14 protein-coding genes are annotated in these 13705 nt (G+C 66.2%); 3 read left to right on the forward strand and 11 right to left on the reverse strand.

What is annotated here, in order from left to right; translation table 11 throughout:
• Nucleotides 1–3: 3 nt before the first annotated feature.
• Nucleotides 4–855, reverse strand: a complete 852-nt coding sequence (locus tag ACJH6J_RS05955) for an SDR family oxidoreductase (RefSeq protein WP_293017887.1) — start codon at nt 853–855, stop codon at nt 4–6.
• A gap of 151 nt (nt 856–1006) precedes the next feature.
• Between ACJH6J_RS05955 and ACJH6J_RS05960 the strand changes: the two genes are divergently transcribed.
• From ACJH6J_RS05960 to ACJH6J_RS05970, 3 genes are read left to right on the forward strand one after another with little or no spacing between them, the layout of a single operon-like run.
• Nucleotides 1007–1342: an intersectin-EH binding protein Ibp1 gene (locus ACJH6J_RS05960; RefSeq protein WP_293017889.1), complete on the forward strand. Its 336-nt coding sequence runs from the start codon at nt 1007–1009 to the stop codon at nt 1340–1342.
• 23 nt (nt 1343–1365) lie between these two features.
• Nucleotides 1366–1530 (forward strand): hypothetical protein, encoded by a 165-nt coding sequence (locus ACJH6J_RS05965; protein WP_090562895.1) that lies wholly within the window; start codon nt 1366–1368, stop codon nt 1528–1530.
• The gene (locus ACJH6J_RS05970) at nt 1527–3032 is read left to right on the forward strand and encodes a trehalose-6-phosphate synthase (protein ID WP_293017893.1); all 1506 of its coding nucleotides are present in this window, start codon (nt 1527–1529) and stop codon (nt 3030–3032) included. Before ACJH6J_RS05965 ends, ACJH6J_RS05970 begins: the two co-directional genes overlap by 4 nt.
• A gap of 57 nt (nt 3033–3089) precedes the next feature.
• Here ACJH6J_RS05970 and ACJH6J_RS05975 read toward each other — a convergent pair whose 3' ends face one another.
• Genes ACJH6J_RS05975 through ACJH6J_RS06020 form a run of 10 tightly spaced genes read right to left on the reverse strand, consistent with a single transcriptional unit; the run spans nt 3090 to nt 13489 of the window.
• Nucleotides 3090–3578, reverse strand: coding sequence for a mammalian cell entry protein (locus ACJH6J_RS05975; protein WP_043984613.1), 489 nt, complete (start codon nt 3576–3578; stop codon nt 3090–3092).
• Nucleotides 3578–4303: a DUF6445 family protein gene (locus tag ACJH6J_RS05980; protein ID WP_406801580.1), complete on the reverse strand. Its 726-nt coding sequence runs from the start codon at nt 4301–4303 to the stop codon at nt 3578–3580. Before ACJH6J_RS05980 ends, ACJH6J_RS05975 begins: the two co-directional genes overlap by 1 nt.
• On the reverse strand, nt 4303–5961 hold the full coding sequence (locus ACJH6J_RS05985) for an MCE family protein (RefSeq protein WP_406801635.1): 1659 nt from the start codon (nt 5959–5961) through the stop codon (nt 4303–4305). Before ACJH6J_RS05985 ends, ACJH6J_RS05980 begins: the two co-directional genes overlap by 1 nt.
• A 2-nt stretch (nt 5962–5963) precedes the next feature.
• Nucleotides 5964–7133, reverse strand: coding sequence for an MCE family protein (locus ACJH6J_RS05990; protein WP_406801581.1), 1170 nt, complete (start codon nt 7131–7133; stop codon nt 5964–5966).
• Nucleotides 7133–8551: an MCE family protein gene (locus tag ACJH6J_RS05995; RefSeq protein WP_043984610.1), complete on the reverse strand. Its 1419-nt coding sequence runs from the start codon at nt 8549–8551 to the stop codon at nt 7133–7135. The genes ACJH6J_RS05990 and ACJH6J_RS05995 overlap by 1 nt, the downstream gene beginning before the upstream one ends.
• Nucleotides 8551–9606 carry an MCE family protein gene (locus ACJH6J_RS06000; protein ID WP_406775246.1) on the reverse strand — a complete coding sequence of 352 codons (1056 nt, stop codon included), beginning with the start codon at nt 9604–9606 and terminating at the stop codon, nt 8551–8553. Before ACJH6J_RS06000 ends, ACJH6J_RS05995 begins: the two co-directional genes overlap by 1 nt.
• On the reverse strand, nt 9599–10633 hold the full coding sequence (locus ACJH6J_RS06005) for an MCE family protein (protein WP_406775245.1): 1035 nt from the start codon (nt 10631–10633) through the stop codon (nt 9599–9601). The genes ACJH6J_RS06000 and ACJH6J_RS06005 overlap by 8 nt, the downstream gene beginning before the upstream one ends.
• 25 nt (nt 10634–10658) lie before the next feature.
• Nucleotides 10659–11861, reverse strand: coding sequence for an MCE family protein (locus ACJH6J_RS06010; protein ID WP_406775244.1), 1203 nt, complete (start codon nt 11859–11861; stop codon nt 10659–10661).
• A gap of 13 nt (nt 11862–11874) precedes the next feature.
• Nucleotides 11875–12717 (reverse strand): ABC transporter permease, encoded by an 843-nt coding sequence (locus ACJH6J_RS06015; protein ID WP_138250776.1) that lies wholly within the window; start codon nt 12715–12717, stop codon nt 11875–11877.
• A 7-nt stretch (nt 12718–12724) separates the two neighbouring features.
• Nucleotides 12725–13489 carry an ABC transporter permease gene (locus ACJH6J_RS06020; protein WP_029105067.1) on the reverse strand — a complete coding sequence of 255 codons (765 nt, stop codon included), beginning with the start codon at nt 13487–13489 and terminating at the stop codon, nt 12725–12727.
• Nucleotides 13490–13705 lie beyond the last annotated feature (216 nt).

Raw genomic sequence — 13705 nt, forward strand, 5'->3', positions numbered from 1 at the left:
GCCTCAGTCGGCGAAAACCCCGCGCATGGCGTCGGCGCCGAACATCGGCTCCATCATGGCCGAGAAGTCGGGGCCGCGGCGCAGCTTCTGGCCGCCGTCGACGTTGATCAGCTGGCCGGTGATCCACTGCGATGCGTCGCTGAGCAGGAACAGCGCCAGGTTGGCGACGTCCTCGACCTCGCCGGCCCGGGGCAGCGGCGTGCACTGCCGGTAATCCTCTCGCAGCGGCTCGAATTCGAAGATGCTCGCCGCCACCAGATCGGTGCGGATCAGGCCGGGGCGGATGCTGTTGGCGCGCACCCAAGAGGCGCCGAGTTCGTCGGCCGCCAGCTGGACCAGGTGATCGAGCGCGGACTTGGTGACGCCGTACGGCCCGAACCAGCGGTGGGTGTTGCTCGCCGCGATCGACGAGATGCCGACGAACGAGCCGCCGCCGCCGCGCACCATTTCCCGCGCGGTGTGCTTGACGACGTACATGCTGCCGTTGACGTTCAGGTCGACGGTCTGGCGCCACATCTCCGAATCCAGGTGCGTGACGGGCCCGACGGTCAGCGAGCCACCGGCACAGTGCACGGCGCCGGAGAGCTTGCCGTTCCACGCGGCGGCGGTCGCGACAGCGGCGGCGACGTCGTCCTCGTTGGTGACGTCGGCGGTCTGGAAGCGGATGGCGCCCGGTCCCCCGGCGGCCGAGATCTCGTCGACTGCCGACTGCAACGTGGCCTCGGTACGGCCGAAGATGAGCGCGTTGCCGCCGGCGGCCACGACGCCCTGGGCGATGGCCTTACCGATGCCGCTGCCACCGCCGGTGATCAACACCGTCCGGTCCGTCAGCCAACCCTGGACTGAAAATTGCACCGACGTACTCCTCTGGACAGATCGACGGGGACACGTCCTGTATACACTTTTCAAAAGTTGTATACAATGCTGGTCGGGCGGCCAATTTCCCCGTTCGCTACACAGCACCTGGGCGTACGCTGAAATTTTCCCCGACGAAAGCGGTGACGCCATGAGCATCCCGATCCATCGACGTCTCCTGGTCGCCGGCGGCTTCGCCGTCGCGACGGTCGCCGCGCCCGCCGTACTCGCGCTGAGCGGCCCCGCGTCCCCCGCACTACTCGGGGAAACCAGCTGCCCGCCCGGCATGACGGCGAACCCCATCAGCGGGTCCTGTTTCGAGAGCGGCAACGAGCAGGCACCCGGCCCTGTCGAAGCGGCACCGAACCAGCTTGGCCAGGTCGACGGCATCCCGTGCACCGGCCACAACACCGGCGAATGCATCGGCCTCTCGGAAGAACAGGTGCCCGAGGTGCACCCGCACTCGTCGGTGAGTTCCAGCCCGTAACAACAGTCGCCTAAGGTTGTGTAATGCCTGCAAAAACTGATCCCGCCGATATCGGCGACGTGGAGCCCCTGGCCGACAGCACCGCCCGTCAGGCCCGCCGCGTCGTGGCCGCGTACGCCAACGATGCCGACGAATGTCGCATGTTCCTGTCCATGCTGGGTATCGGGCCCACGAAGCTCGACGCGTGACGGCCCGCGGAGGCAACGACGCTTCTGCGGCGTCCACCGCGAGTCCCAAATCCTCCAAGGGCGGTAAGTCCGCCGTGAAGCCCGTCGGCAACTCCGACTTCGTCGTGGTCGCCAACCGGCTGCCCGTCGACATGGAGCGGCTCCCTGACGGTTCGGTCACCTGGAAGCGCAGCCCCGGCGGGCTCGTCACCGCGTTGGAGCCACTGCTGCGCAAGCAGCGTGGCGCCTGGATCGGCTGGCCGGGCGTCGCCGACAGCGACGAAGACCCGATCGTCCAGGACGAGCTCACGATGTGCCCGGTCAGCATGTCGGCCGACGAGATCGCCGACTACTACGAGGGCTTCTCCAACGCGACGCTGTGGCCGCTGTACCACGACGTCATCGTCAAGCCCATCTACCACCGGCACTGGTGGGACGCCTACGTCGCGGTCAACCGGCGCTTCGCCGAGGCCACGGCCCGCACCGCGGCCAAGGGCGCGACCGTCTGGGTGCAGGACTACCAGCTGCAGCTGGTCCCCAAGATGCTGCGGGAGCTCCGGCCCGACCTGACCATCGGGTTCTTCCTGCACATCCCGTTCCCGCCCGTCGAGCTGTTCATGCAGATGCCGTGGCGCACCGAGATCATCGAAGGCCTGCTCGGCGCCGACCTGGTGGGCTTCCACCTGCCCGGCGGCGCGCAGAACTTCCTGGTGCTGGCCCGTCGACTGCTCGATGCCAACACATCGCGCCACACCATCGGTGTCCGGTCCCGGCTCGGCGAGGTGAGCCACGACGGCCGCACGGTCAAGGTCGGCGCGTTCCCCATCTCGATCGACTCGGCGGCGTTGGACGCTCAGGCCCGCAGTCGCACCATCCGGCAGCGCGCCCGTCAGATCCGCGATGAGCTGGGCAACCCGCGCAAGATCATGCTGGGCGTGGACCGGCTGGACTACACCAAGGGCATCGACGTGCGGCTGCGCGCGTTCTCGGAGCTGCTCGCCGAGGGCCGGGCCAACCGGCACGACACCGTGCTGGTACAGCTGGCCACTCCGAGCCGCGAGCGCGTGGACAGTTACAAGGTCATGCGCGAAGACATCGAGCGCCAGGTCGGGCACATCAACGGCGAGTACAGCGAGGTCGGTCACGCGGTGGTGCACTACATGCACCGGGCGATCGGCCGCGAGGAACTCATCGCGTTCTTCGTCGCGGCCGACGTCATGCTGGTGACGCCGCTGCGCGACGGCATGAACCTGGTGGCCAAGGAGTACGTGGCATGCCGCAGCGACCTCGGCGGCGCCCTCGTGCTCAGCGAATTCACCGGCGCCGCAGAGGAATTGCGGCAGGCATACCTGACCAACCCGCATCACCTGGACGGGGTCAAGGACGCCATTGCCGACGCCCTCACCCAGTCCCCGGAAGAGGGCCGACGTCGCATGCGCGCGCTGCGTCGGCAGGTGTTGGCCCACGACGTCGACCGCTGGGCCCGGGCGTTCCTCGACGCCCTGTCGCACACCCGCGACTGACCGACCAAGAATTCAGGCCCCGGAGCAGTGCTCCGGGGCCTGAATCAGGTTGGGGTACTAGAAGATCGGCGTCATCTCGTCGATCAGCCACTTGCCGTCGATCTTGCGGTAGTCGACCTTCAGCCGGCTGCCCTCGTAGTTGGGCTGCTTGCGCTCATCGGTGATGACCCGGTTCACGAAAGCGAGAACCGTCCCCGAGTCGCGGTGCGACGAGATCATGCCCGCGCCAACGACATTCACTTGACTGATGAGCTTGCGCTTCACCGCGTCGTTGAAGATGTTGTTCTTGGCCGTCAGTTCCTCGTACCGCTTGCGGAACGCCGGAGTCATCAGCGTCAGTGCCTGCGTCGTGGAACGCTGCACGCTGCTGTACTCATAGCCGAGGATCTGTGGGATCTGGGACCTGGCCAGGCTCGGCAACTCGTCGGCCGTCGCCTGTTCTCCGGAGAGCTCCACGTGGTTCCAGAACGCCGACCCGCCGAGCGCCCCGAGTGCCACCACGGCGACCGCCAAAAGTGCGCCGAGCGCCACCAGCAACCGGTTCATCAGTTGCCTCCATCCGGGTACTTGATGTCGTAGGCCGCCATGTGACCGCTGTCGTCCTCGCGGATGAACACCCGCTGCCGGTACGGCGTCGACGGCTGGTTCACCCCGTTCATGTCGGACAGCGTCACGCGGACCGTCACCAGCACCTTCGCGATGTTGGAGGTGTTGTCGATGCTCTCCAGCGCCGCCGCGGTGATGACGGCCTCCGAGTTGGCCTGCGTCTGCTTGAACAGGTACTTCAGGTTGTCGGCGTTGTTGCTCTGGTTCATCATGTCGCGCAGCGGGCCAGGGCCGATGCCATTGACGAAGCGGTTCACGCTCTCATCGACGGTGTTCTGCGTGTAACTGAACATGTTGACCACGGTCTGCTTCGCGGTGTCCACGAACCGCTGATCGCGGTCCTGTGTCGCCTCGATCTGCCCGTTGCCGTGCCGGAGGAACCAGGTGCCGCCGGCCAGCGCCGCCACGAGCACGGCAACGACCGCCAGGCCGATGGTCATGACCAGCGACCGGTGCGGTTGCCGTCGCGGCACCTGGACCGCGGGCCGCGCCTTGGTGGTCACCGATTCGGTTGCTGATGTCTTGCTCGCTGTCGACGGGATCGCCACGTCGAGCACTGTTGCCTCTGCTGAACCGGCGGTGCCGGCGGGCCGTGAGGCCCGCCGACGCGCACGGGTCACCGGCGGCTTCGACGTCTCGTCCGTCGCAGCCGGTTCGTCACTCATCAAACCTGCCTTGGATCCTTCATCAGGTCGACCCAGGACTCGCCTGCGTCGCCGTTACTCGAGCCGGCGTTGAACACTCCAGTACCGCCGGCAGGGTCAGCGAAGACCCCGGTATTCGCATCGTACGTCGTGCTCTGCGGCCCCTTCGGCCCGCTTGCCTGCGGCTGGCCCTCGGGGCCGGGCGCCGGCGGGTTGTTGATCGCGTACGGCGGAGTCACCTGATCCGGCGGCGCGAAGAACGGCCAGGGCAGCGGCTGCGGACCCGGATCGCTCGGCGGGTACGGCAGCGGGAACGGCGCATTGGGCGCAGGTCCCGGCCCGGCGGGCACCCCCGGCGGCAATTGCACCGACGGCGGGCCCGGGTCATAGTCGGCACCCGGCGGAATCATCGGGAACCGGTTCGGCGGGGTGATGTTCCGCGGGTCGTTGACCGGGGTGTCGTACGGCACTGGCGGACCGCGCCACGGGTTGCTGCCGATCGGCACGTAACCACGCGGGTCACGACAGATCTGCACCGTGGGGGCGCGCTTGCCCGGGTACTCCATGCAGGGGTAGTTGCGGGCACCACGGACGGTGCTCGGGTCGCTCTGCGCGGTCTTGCAGTACAGGTCCTTCGGCAGATCGCGCACGGTGGTGTCGGCCGGTGTGCGGTTCTCCGGAGCCGGGATGAAGCCCGTCGAGCACGCCGGCTGGCCGAGGCTGATCTTGAAGTCCAGCTTCGCGCCTTCGTCGATGGGCACGCCACCGGCGTCGGTCAGCAGTGCCGCGATCAGCGCCGGGAAGATCACCAGCGCCTGCTCGATGGACTTGTGGTAAATGACGCCGATCCGGCCGAAGTTGGCCAGGTTGGCCGCCAGCATCGGGAACGTCGGGCGGATGCCGTCGAACGTCTCGTTGACGGTCTGGACAGCGCCCGGGACGGTCTTGAGCACCGCACGGAGCTGCGGGGCGGCCTGGGCGGCCTCGCCGGTCAGCGTCGCGAGACTGCTCGCCATGGTCTTGATGTCGGCGCCGGCACGAATCTGTGCCTTCAGCAGCGGGCCGGCCTGGTCGATCAGCTTGTCGATCTCGTTCGTGTTGGCGTTGGCCTCATCGACCAACAGCCGCGACGACCGGATCATGCGCGCCAGTTCCGGACCGGATCCGTTGAACGCCTTGAACGACTCGCGGAGCAGGTCCTGCAAGCGCGTGTTGCTGATGCTGCTGACCAGGGACTGCGCCTGGTTGAGCAGGTCCACGATGTCCTGGCCGACCGCGGTCCGGTCGACACCGATGGTGGCGCCGTTCTTCAGCATGTTCTTCGAGGGGTCGGCCGGCGGCGGCACCAGATCGATGTACTGCTCACCGATCGCGGAGACGCTCTTGACCGTGGCGGTGACGTTGTCCGGCACCGGGCTGTCGGTGTTCAGCCGCATCTGGGCCGTTACGCCGTTGTCGTTCAGACCGACGTTCATCACCCGGCCGATCGTCACGCCGCGGTAGGTGACGTTGGCGTTCTGGTAGATGCCGCCGCCGACGACGAACTTGGCGTCCACGTTGTAGACTCCCAGGCCGACCGCCGCCGGCAGGTGCAGGTAGGACGTCGTGATCAGCGCGAGGCAGATGACGGTGACGACACCGAAGATCGCCAGCTGGAAACGCGCAAGACGGGGCAACAACATTACGGCTTCACCCCTCCATGTTGCGTCGCTGTGCCGGGCGGAATCTTGAACGGATCGGCGGCCTGTCCGGACAGGTTCGCCAGTGCGCCCAACAGGAAGTCCGGCGGGTTGACCACTTCGTCCAGGCGCCTCATGTTCGGGTCGAGACCCCCCGAGGTCGCAAAGAAGGTCTCACCGAGGCGGCGCAGCGTCAGGTCGAACGTCACGTACACGTTCAGGTAGTCACCGCGCACCGCGTTCTTGAAGTACTTGTTGGAGAACGGGAACGTCGCCATCAGATCCTGGTCGTGGATGAAGTCGTCGGCGTTGTCGTTGAGCGCTTTGATGACAGGAAAGAGGTCCTTGAAGTCGGCCGCGAAGTCATCCTTGGTTGCGGCCATGACCTTGGCACCGACCACCGCGAGCTTCCGCAGCGCGGTGAACGCATCCACGATGTTCTTGCGGTTGTCATTGAGGACCTTGATCGCCCCCGGCAGGGTGTCGAGCGTGCGGCCCAGGCTGTCCTTGCTCTTGGTCAGGATCGAGGCGAAGCGGTTCAGCCCGTCCATGGCCCCGATGATGTCGGTGGTCTGCTTGTCCAGGGACTGGGTGAGCTCGGCCAACCGCGGGATGAAGTCGACGAACTGCCCCGCCCGGCCGGCGACCGCGGCATAGGCCTCATCGGTGATGTCCTGCAGCGCACCGAGATTGCCCTTGTTCACCACCAGGCCCAGCGACGACAGCACCTCTTCGGTGGTCGGATACCGGCCGGTGTGCGCCAGCGGAATCTCCGAGCCCTGCTTGAGCCGGCCCTGCGGCGCTTCCCCGACAGGTTCCGACAGCTGCACGTGCTGCGAGCCGAGCAGCGAGGTCTGGGCGACCTTCGCCCGCGCGTTCGCCGGCAGCTTCACATCGCCGTTGATCGACAGCTTCGCCGCGGCATAGAACGTGCCGTCCGCACGCTGGACCGCGTCCAGGCCCGACACGCTGCCGACGGTGACGTCGTTGACCATCACCGGCGAGTTCTGCGGCAACGTCGCGACGTCCGGCAGCTGCACCGTGACGGTGTAGGAACCGGCGCCGTGGCCCTGGGTACCCGGCATGTCCAGCGAGTTCAGGCCACCGAACTGGCAACCGGCGAGCACCACGGCACTCGATCCGAGTGCCAGGACTTTTCCAACCGTCTTCATCAGTTGCCTCCGGCTTCAGCGGGCAGCGGTGCGCCCACCGGGGCTGCGGGCGCCGGGGCGGGGCCGGGCAGCGGACCAGAACCGTTCAGCGGCGTCGAGCCCGGTCCCACCGGCGGCGTGGCCGGCGAAATCTGACCCGGAATGGCCGGCGGCGGCAGGATTAGGTCGCTGAGCGTCCCGTCCGGCTGGACCTTCGGCGGGACGACGCCAGGGGCGGCGTTCCACTGCAGGTACGGCACCGGAGTCTGCGCCTTGGCTTCAGTCTGCGGGGTGTCGTAGATGACCTGGCCCTTATATGCCGTGATGCTGTTGATCGGATGGAACAGCACGGGCGGGTAGTTCATCGCGATCCGGCGCAGCACCGGACCCATGCGCTGACGGCAGATTTCCGCCCGCTTGTAGTTGTCCGGAGAGGCACCGATGTCGAAGTTGCCGCCGCACAGGAATTGCACCGGGTTCGCGAAGTTTGGCAGCGACAGCAGACCGTCCAGCGAGCCCTGCGCCGGGTTGTAGATGTTGTAGAAGTTGGCCAGACCGTTCGGCGTGATATGCAGAACCTGCTCGATATTGTCGCTGTTGTCGGTCAGCACCTGGGTGAATTCGGCCAGCTTGCCGACCTGGTCGATCAGCGCCGCGTTGTTGTCCTTCAGCAGGCCCTTGACGTCACCCAGCGCCTGGTTCAGGGCGCCAAGGGTCTGGTCCAGACCGGCCGAGCTCTCCGCCAGCACCTGCGAGACGGACGCGACGTGGTCGGTGAACTGCACGATCTGCTCGTTGCTGCCGGACAGCGCGTTGACCAGAATCTGCAGGTTCTTGATGGTGCCGAACAGGTCGCCACGCGAATCACCAAGGCGCCCAGCGGTTTGCGACAGTTCACGCAAGGCGTTGCGGAACGAATCGCCCTTGCCATCGAGGGTGTCGGCGGCCTGGTTGATGAACGCACCGAGCGGACCCTGCGGGGCACCGTCCTGCGGGCCGAGCTGAGCGCTGAGCTGGGTCAATTGCTTCTTGACGTCGTCCCACTCGACCGGGACACCGGTCCGGGCCAGCGGCACCTCGGCGCCGTTGGCCAGCGCCGCTCCGCCGTTGTAGACGGGGGTGAACTGCACGAACCGCGCCGCCACCAGGTTCGGCGAGATGATGATCGCCCGCGCGTCGGCCGGGATCTTCACGCCGTCCTTGACGGTCATGCTGACCTTGACCGAATTAGCCTGCGGCTCAACCGAATCGATGGTGCCGACCGGAACCCCCAGCACTCGCACCTCGTCGCCGGCGTACAGGCCCACGGCGTTGGTGAAGTGAGCGACCACCTTGTGACCGCCATGTGACGGCCACAGCAGATAGGCGCCGGCAGCCACCAGCGCGACCACCACGGCTACGACCGCAAGGATCGCGCCCCGCGAGTTCATGTTCTTCATCATGGCGACTTCGGCCTCACGACGATCCGTTCAGAGATGTAGCCCTTCAGCATGTCGCCGAGGCTGGCCGGCAGCTTGCCCGGCTGAAAGTACGCGTCGAGTGCGACTTCCGACATCGTCGAGGGCGGCAGGCCGTACAGGTTGATGTTGAAGCCCGGACCGTTAGCGACCACCTCGCCGAGTGTGGTGGCGTAACCCGGCAGCCGCTTGAGCGCCTCGCTGATGTGTTCCTTGCGCTTCAGCAATTCGTCCAGCACCAGGTTCAGCTGCTTGAGGGCCGGACCGAACTCGCGCTTGTTGTCCGCCACAAATCCCGAAAGCTGTTGCGAGACAACGCGAATACCGGATATCAGCGTGCCCAGCGACTGACGCCGCTCGCCCAGCGCGGCGAACAGCTGATTGCCGTCGATGACCAGCTTGTTCACCTGGTCGGCGCGCTGCGCCAGGGTGTCGGACACCTTATTGGCGTGCCCGAGTAGCTGTTCGAGCGCCTGGTCGCGCGTGTTCAGGCTGCGCGACAGGGCAGCTACCCCGTCGAGCGCGCCACGCAGCTGCGGCGTCGCGTCGTGCAGCGTGTCGGTCAGCACCTGGAGCGCCTGCTGCAGCTGCGGCTTGTCCAGCTCACTGGTGTTCTGGCCCAGGTCCTGCAGCGCGGTGCTGATGGTGTACGGAGTCGTGGTGCGGCCCAACGGGATAACTGTGGCTTCCTTCGTGCCCTTCGGGGTGACCCAGAGAGACTTCTGCCCCAGCACCGTGTCGGTCTTGATCGATGCCAGCGACTGGTCGCCGACCACGATCTGACGGTCGACGGTGAAGTTCACTTTCGCCGAGGTCCCGGCGAGCTCCACGTCCCCGACCTTGCCGACCTTGATACCCGCGACGCGCACGTCACTGCCCGGGGTGATGCCACCGGCGTCGCCGAAGTACGCGGAGTAGTTCTTGCCCTGCGGCCAGAACGGCAGGCCGGTGTAGCCAAACGAGATCAGCACCAGGCACACCACGATGAACACACCGAGAATGCCGGTGCGAACCGGATCCTTTTCTGGCTTAGCCACTTTCGGAGCACCTGCCCTTCGACGGATCCGCGGGACCACCGAACGGAACGATCAGATCGCTACCCGCGGGGCCACTCATCTTGATCTTCACCGAGCAGTAGTAGATGTTGAAGAACGCGCCGTAGGCACCGAGGGCGTTGAGTCGCAGGTAGTCCTCCGCGAGGTTCTCGATGACCGGGTTCACCTCCGCCCGGCGCTCGTACATACGCTGCGCGAACGGCCGGGCGTTCTCGATGACGCCCTGCACCGGGCGCCGCGACTTCTGCAGCATCTCGGTCAGGTCGTTCTCGGCCGAGGCCAGCGGGCCGATGGCACCGGCGATCGGGTCGCGCCCCTTGGCCAGGCCGGTGATGAGCTGCTGCAGCTGGTCGATGCTGGTGTTGAACTGAGCACCCTTGGCGTCGACCGTGCCGAGCACCGTGTTGAGGTTGGTGATCGTGTCGCCGATCAGCTGGTCGCGCTCGGCCAGCGTCTGGCTGAACGAACCGGTGTTGGACAGCAGGTCGCTCAGCGCACCGCCCTCCCCCTGCAGGGCCTCGATCATGGCGGCGGTGATCTCGTTGACCTTCTTGCCGTCCAGACCCTTCACGACCGGGCGCAGACCGCCGAGCAGTGCGTCGAGGTCGAGCGCCGGCTGGGTGTTGGCGAGGGCAACGGTGCCGCCGGCGGGCAGCTTGCGCAGCTCGCCGGGGCCGGAGGTGATCTCCATGTAGCGGTCACCGACCAGGTTCTGGTAGCGGATGACGGCGCGGCTCGAGGTGTACAGCTGGTAGCGATCGTTCAGCGTGAACTTGACGTCGACGGTGTTGTCGCTCTTGAGTTTCACGCTCTTCACCGAGCCGACCTGGACACCGGCGATGCGGACGTCCTCGCCGGCCTTGAGCCGGGACGCGTCGGTGAAGTTGGCGTGATAGGTGTTCGACGAGGCGAAGCGGAACTGGCCGAACACCACCACCAGACCGGCGGCGACCAGCAACATCACGACGGTGAACACCGTGACGTTGATCATTGCGCGCTTGTGTCTCATGGGCGGCCCCACTCACTCGCGGACATCAGTAGCGGTCCTTCTCTGCGTAGGCACCGTTGAACAGGAACTGCAGCGTCGAGGGCGCGTCGAACTGCAGCTCGGTGTTCGGCTGGTACGGGATGTAGGCGTTGTCGGTCACCAAGAAGGGCGTGTGATACCACGAGCCGCCGTACTGCTTGGACGGCACGTCCGGAAGGCCACGGCAGTTCGGACCACCCGAGGCGTTCACCATCGGGAGGCTCTCGGGGTAGGTGTAGTTGGGCGCACCCGGGAAGAAGTTCGAGGAGACGAACAAGCCCGGCTTGACGCCACCGAACACCGGGCCGAAGCGGTCGACGGCCTTCGACAAGCCCTGGATGAGGCATGGGAATTCCGGTGAGTAGTCACCCAGAACCTTCAGCGGGGCCCGCAACCGCTGGATTGCGGCGATGTAGTCGTCGGCGGCCGGTGAGATGGTCGCGTACGCGTTGTTGGCGAACCCGGTGGACGCGAGCAGCGCGGCGTTCAGGTCGTCCTTCTCGTCGACCAGCGTCTTGCTGACGGTCGGCGCGTTGTCCAGGACCTTCGCCAGGTCGGGCGCGGCGTCGCCATAGATGCCGGCGACCGTCGAGGTGTCCTTCAAATCCTGCTGCAGCGTGGGCAGCTTGGGGTTGAAGTACTCCAGGTACTTGCTCAACCCGGCCACCGCGGCGCCGGCGTCGTCACCGTGGCCGCGCAGGCCTTCACCGAGCGCGGTGACGGTGGCGTTCAGGCTGACCGGATCGATCTTGTCGAGCAGGTCGGTCAGCGTCTGGAAGACGGTGTTCATCTCCAGCTGGACGTCCTTGGCCTGCACCTGGGCACCGGGACGCAGTGACTCCTTCGACGGATGCTCCGGCGGCAGGAACTCGACCGACTTGGCGCCGAACACCGTCGTGCTGCCGAGCCGGACGCGGGCGTTGGACGGGATGTAGCGCATCTGGTCGCTCAGGACCGCCAGCTTCAGCTTCGCCTGGTCACCGGCGTAGTCGATCTGCTCGACCTTGCCGACCTGGATGCCGCGGTACTTGACCTTGGCATCAGGGTCCATGACCAGACCGGCGCGGGGCGCCATGACCGAGACGGTGTCGGTGGGGGTGAAGGCCGCGGTGTACGACAAATAGGTGAACACCACGGCGGCCAGCATGATGCTGATCAGCACCGCTGCCGCGAGCCTCACATGGCTGCGTTTAGGACCGCCGGAAGACATCGTCGTGCACCCCCTATCCGGAGAGGTTGAAGTTGCCGGACGCGCCGTACACGGCCAGGGAGATGAGCAGGACGATGGTGACGACCACGATCAGCGAGGTCCGCACGGCCTGACCGACGGCGATGCCCACGCCCACGGGTCCACCGCTGGCGTTGTAGCCGTAGTAGGTGTGCACCAGCATGACCGCGACGGACATGACGATGGCCTGCAGGAATGACCACAGCAGGTCGGTGGGCACCATGAAGGTGCTGAAGTAGTGGTCGTACAGACCAGCCGACTGGCCGTTGATGTACACCGTGGTGGCCCGCGCCGCGAAGAATGACGCCAGGACGGCCAGCGCGTACAGCGGGATGACGGCGATCAGGCCCGCGATGATGCGCGTGGACACCAGGTAGGACACCGAGTGCACGGCCATCGATTCGACGGCGTCGATCTCCTCGGCCACGCGCATGGCGCCCAACTGCGCCGTACAGCCGGCGCCGATGGTCGCGGCCAGCGCGATGCCGGCGATGATCGGCGCGACGATGCGCACGTTGAGGAAGGCCGACAGGAAGCCGGTCAGCGCCTCGATACCGATGTTGCCCAGCGAGGAGTAGCCCTGGACGGCGATGACGCCGCCGGAGGCCAGCGTCATGAACGCGGCGACACCGACGGTGCCGCCGATCATCACCAGCGCACCGGTTCCCATCGTCATCTCGGCGATGAGCCGGATGGTCTCGCGACGGTAGCGGGTCAGGGCGTTGGGGATGTACCGGAAGGACTCCCCGTAGAACAGGGCCTGCTCGCCGAGGCCGTCGACGATGCCGGGCAGTGCCCGGAACATGCGTTTGAATCGGAGTGTCGCGTCGTAGCTCATGGCCGGATCACCTCACCAGTACTCGGACGCCGATGGCGGTCATGATCACGTTGATGACGAACAAGCAGATGAAGGCGTAGACCACGGTCTCGTTCACCGCGATGCCGACGCCCTTGGGGCCGCCCTTGACGGTGAGGCCGCGGTAGCAGCCGACCATGCCGGCCAGCAGGCCGAACAGCACGGCCTTGATCTCGGCGAGCATCAGCTCGCCCAGGCCGGTCAGCACCGTCAGGCCGTTGATGAACGAACCCGGGTTGACGCCCTGCAGGAAGACGGAGAAGACGTAGCCGCCCGAGATGCCGATGGCGCACACCAGGTTGTTCAGCAGCACCGCGACAAAGGTCGACGCGAGAACGCGGGGCACGACCAGCCGCTGGATCGGGTCGATGCCGAGCACGCGCATCGCGTCGATCTCTTCGCGGATGGTGCGGGCACCCAGGTCGGCGCAGATTGCGGTGGCGCCGGCGCCGGCGACCACCAGCACCGTGACGACGGGGCCCAGCTGGGTGACCGTTCCGAACGCGGTGCCGGCGCCGGAGAGATCGGCGGCGCCGATCTCACGCAGCAGGATGTTCAGCGTGAAGGCGACCAGCACGGTGAACGGAATGGCGACGAGCAGGGTCGGCACGAGCGATACGCGGGCGATCATCCAGGTCTGTTCGAAGAACTCCCGGAATTGAAAAGGGCGACGCCACATCTTCGTGAATGTGTCGAGGGCCATTTCGAAGAACCCGCCGACGGCCCGGGCCGGAGCCGCAAGCTGTTCGATCAACCTTCGACTCCATTCTCGGTCCGGGCTGAGCAGTCACGGCGAAGAGTGGGGTTTCCCTCTTCCACAGCGGCCTGATCACCACGTTGCAATGCATGGCTCTTGTGAGCCGGCTCCTAGTAGCTAGAACATGTTCGCACTGGCAAAAGAACAGCAAAATCACTGAGAAACGACATATAATCGCAGCTCAGGATATATTTTGACGTTGCCGTCACTGTA

Origin of the sequence: Mycobacterium sp. SMC-18 (assembly GCF_045310895.1) — a bacterium.
Taxonomy (GTDB): domain Bacteria; phylum Actinomycetota; class Actinomycetes; order Mycobacteriales; family Mycobacteriaceae; genus Mycobacterium.

Bases quoted from the DNA above. Each gene is read 5' to 3' on its own strand.
- ACJH6J_RS05960 (WP_293017889.1), top strand. From the start codon at position 1,007: ATGAGCATCCCGATCCATCGACGTCTCCTGGTCGCCGGCGGCTTCGCC.
- ACJH6J_RS05965 (WP_090562895.1), top strand. From the start codon at position 1,366: ATGCCTGCAAAAACTGATCCCGCCGATATCGGCGACGTGGAGCCCCTG.
- ACJH6J_RS05975 (WP_043984613.1), bottom strand. From the start codon at position 3,578: ATGAACCGGTTGCTGGTGGCGCTCGGCGCACTTTTGGCGGTCGCCGTG.
- ACJH6J_RS05980 (WP_406801580.1), bottom strand. From the start codon at position 4,303: ATGAGTGACGAACCGGCTGCGACGGACGAGACGTCGAAGCCGCCGGTG.
- ACJH6J_RS05990 (WP_406801581.1), bottom strand. From the start codon at position 7,133: ATGAAGACGGTTGGAAAAGTCCTGGCACTCGGATCGAGTGCCGTGGTG.
- ACJH6J_RS05995 (WP_043984610.1), bottom strand. From the start codon at position 8,551: ATGAAGAACATGAACTCGCGGGGCGCGATCCTTGCGGTCGTAGCCGTG.
- ACJH6J_RS06005 (WP_406775245.1), bottom strand. From the start codon at position 10,633: ATGAGACACAAGCGCGCAATGATCAACGTCACGGTGTTCACCGTCGTG.
- ACJH6J_RS06010 (WP_406775244.1), bottom strand. From the start codon at position 11,861: ATGTCTTCCGGCGGTCCTAAACGCAGCCATGTGAGGCTCGCGGCAGCG.
- ACJH6J_RS06015 (WP_138250776.1), bottom strand. From the start codon at position 12,717: ATGAGCTACGACGCGACACTCCGATTCAAACGCATGTTCCGGGCACTG.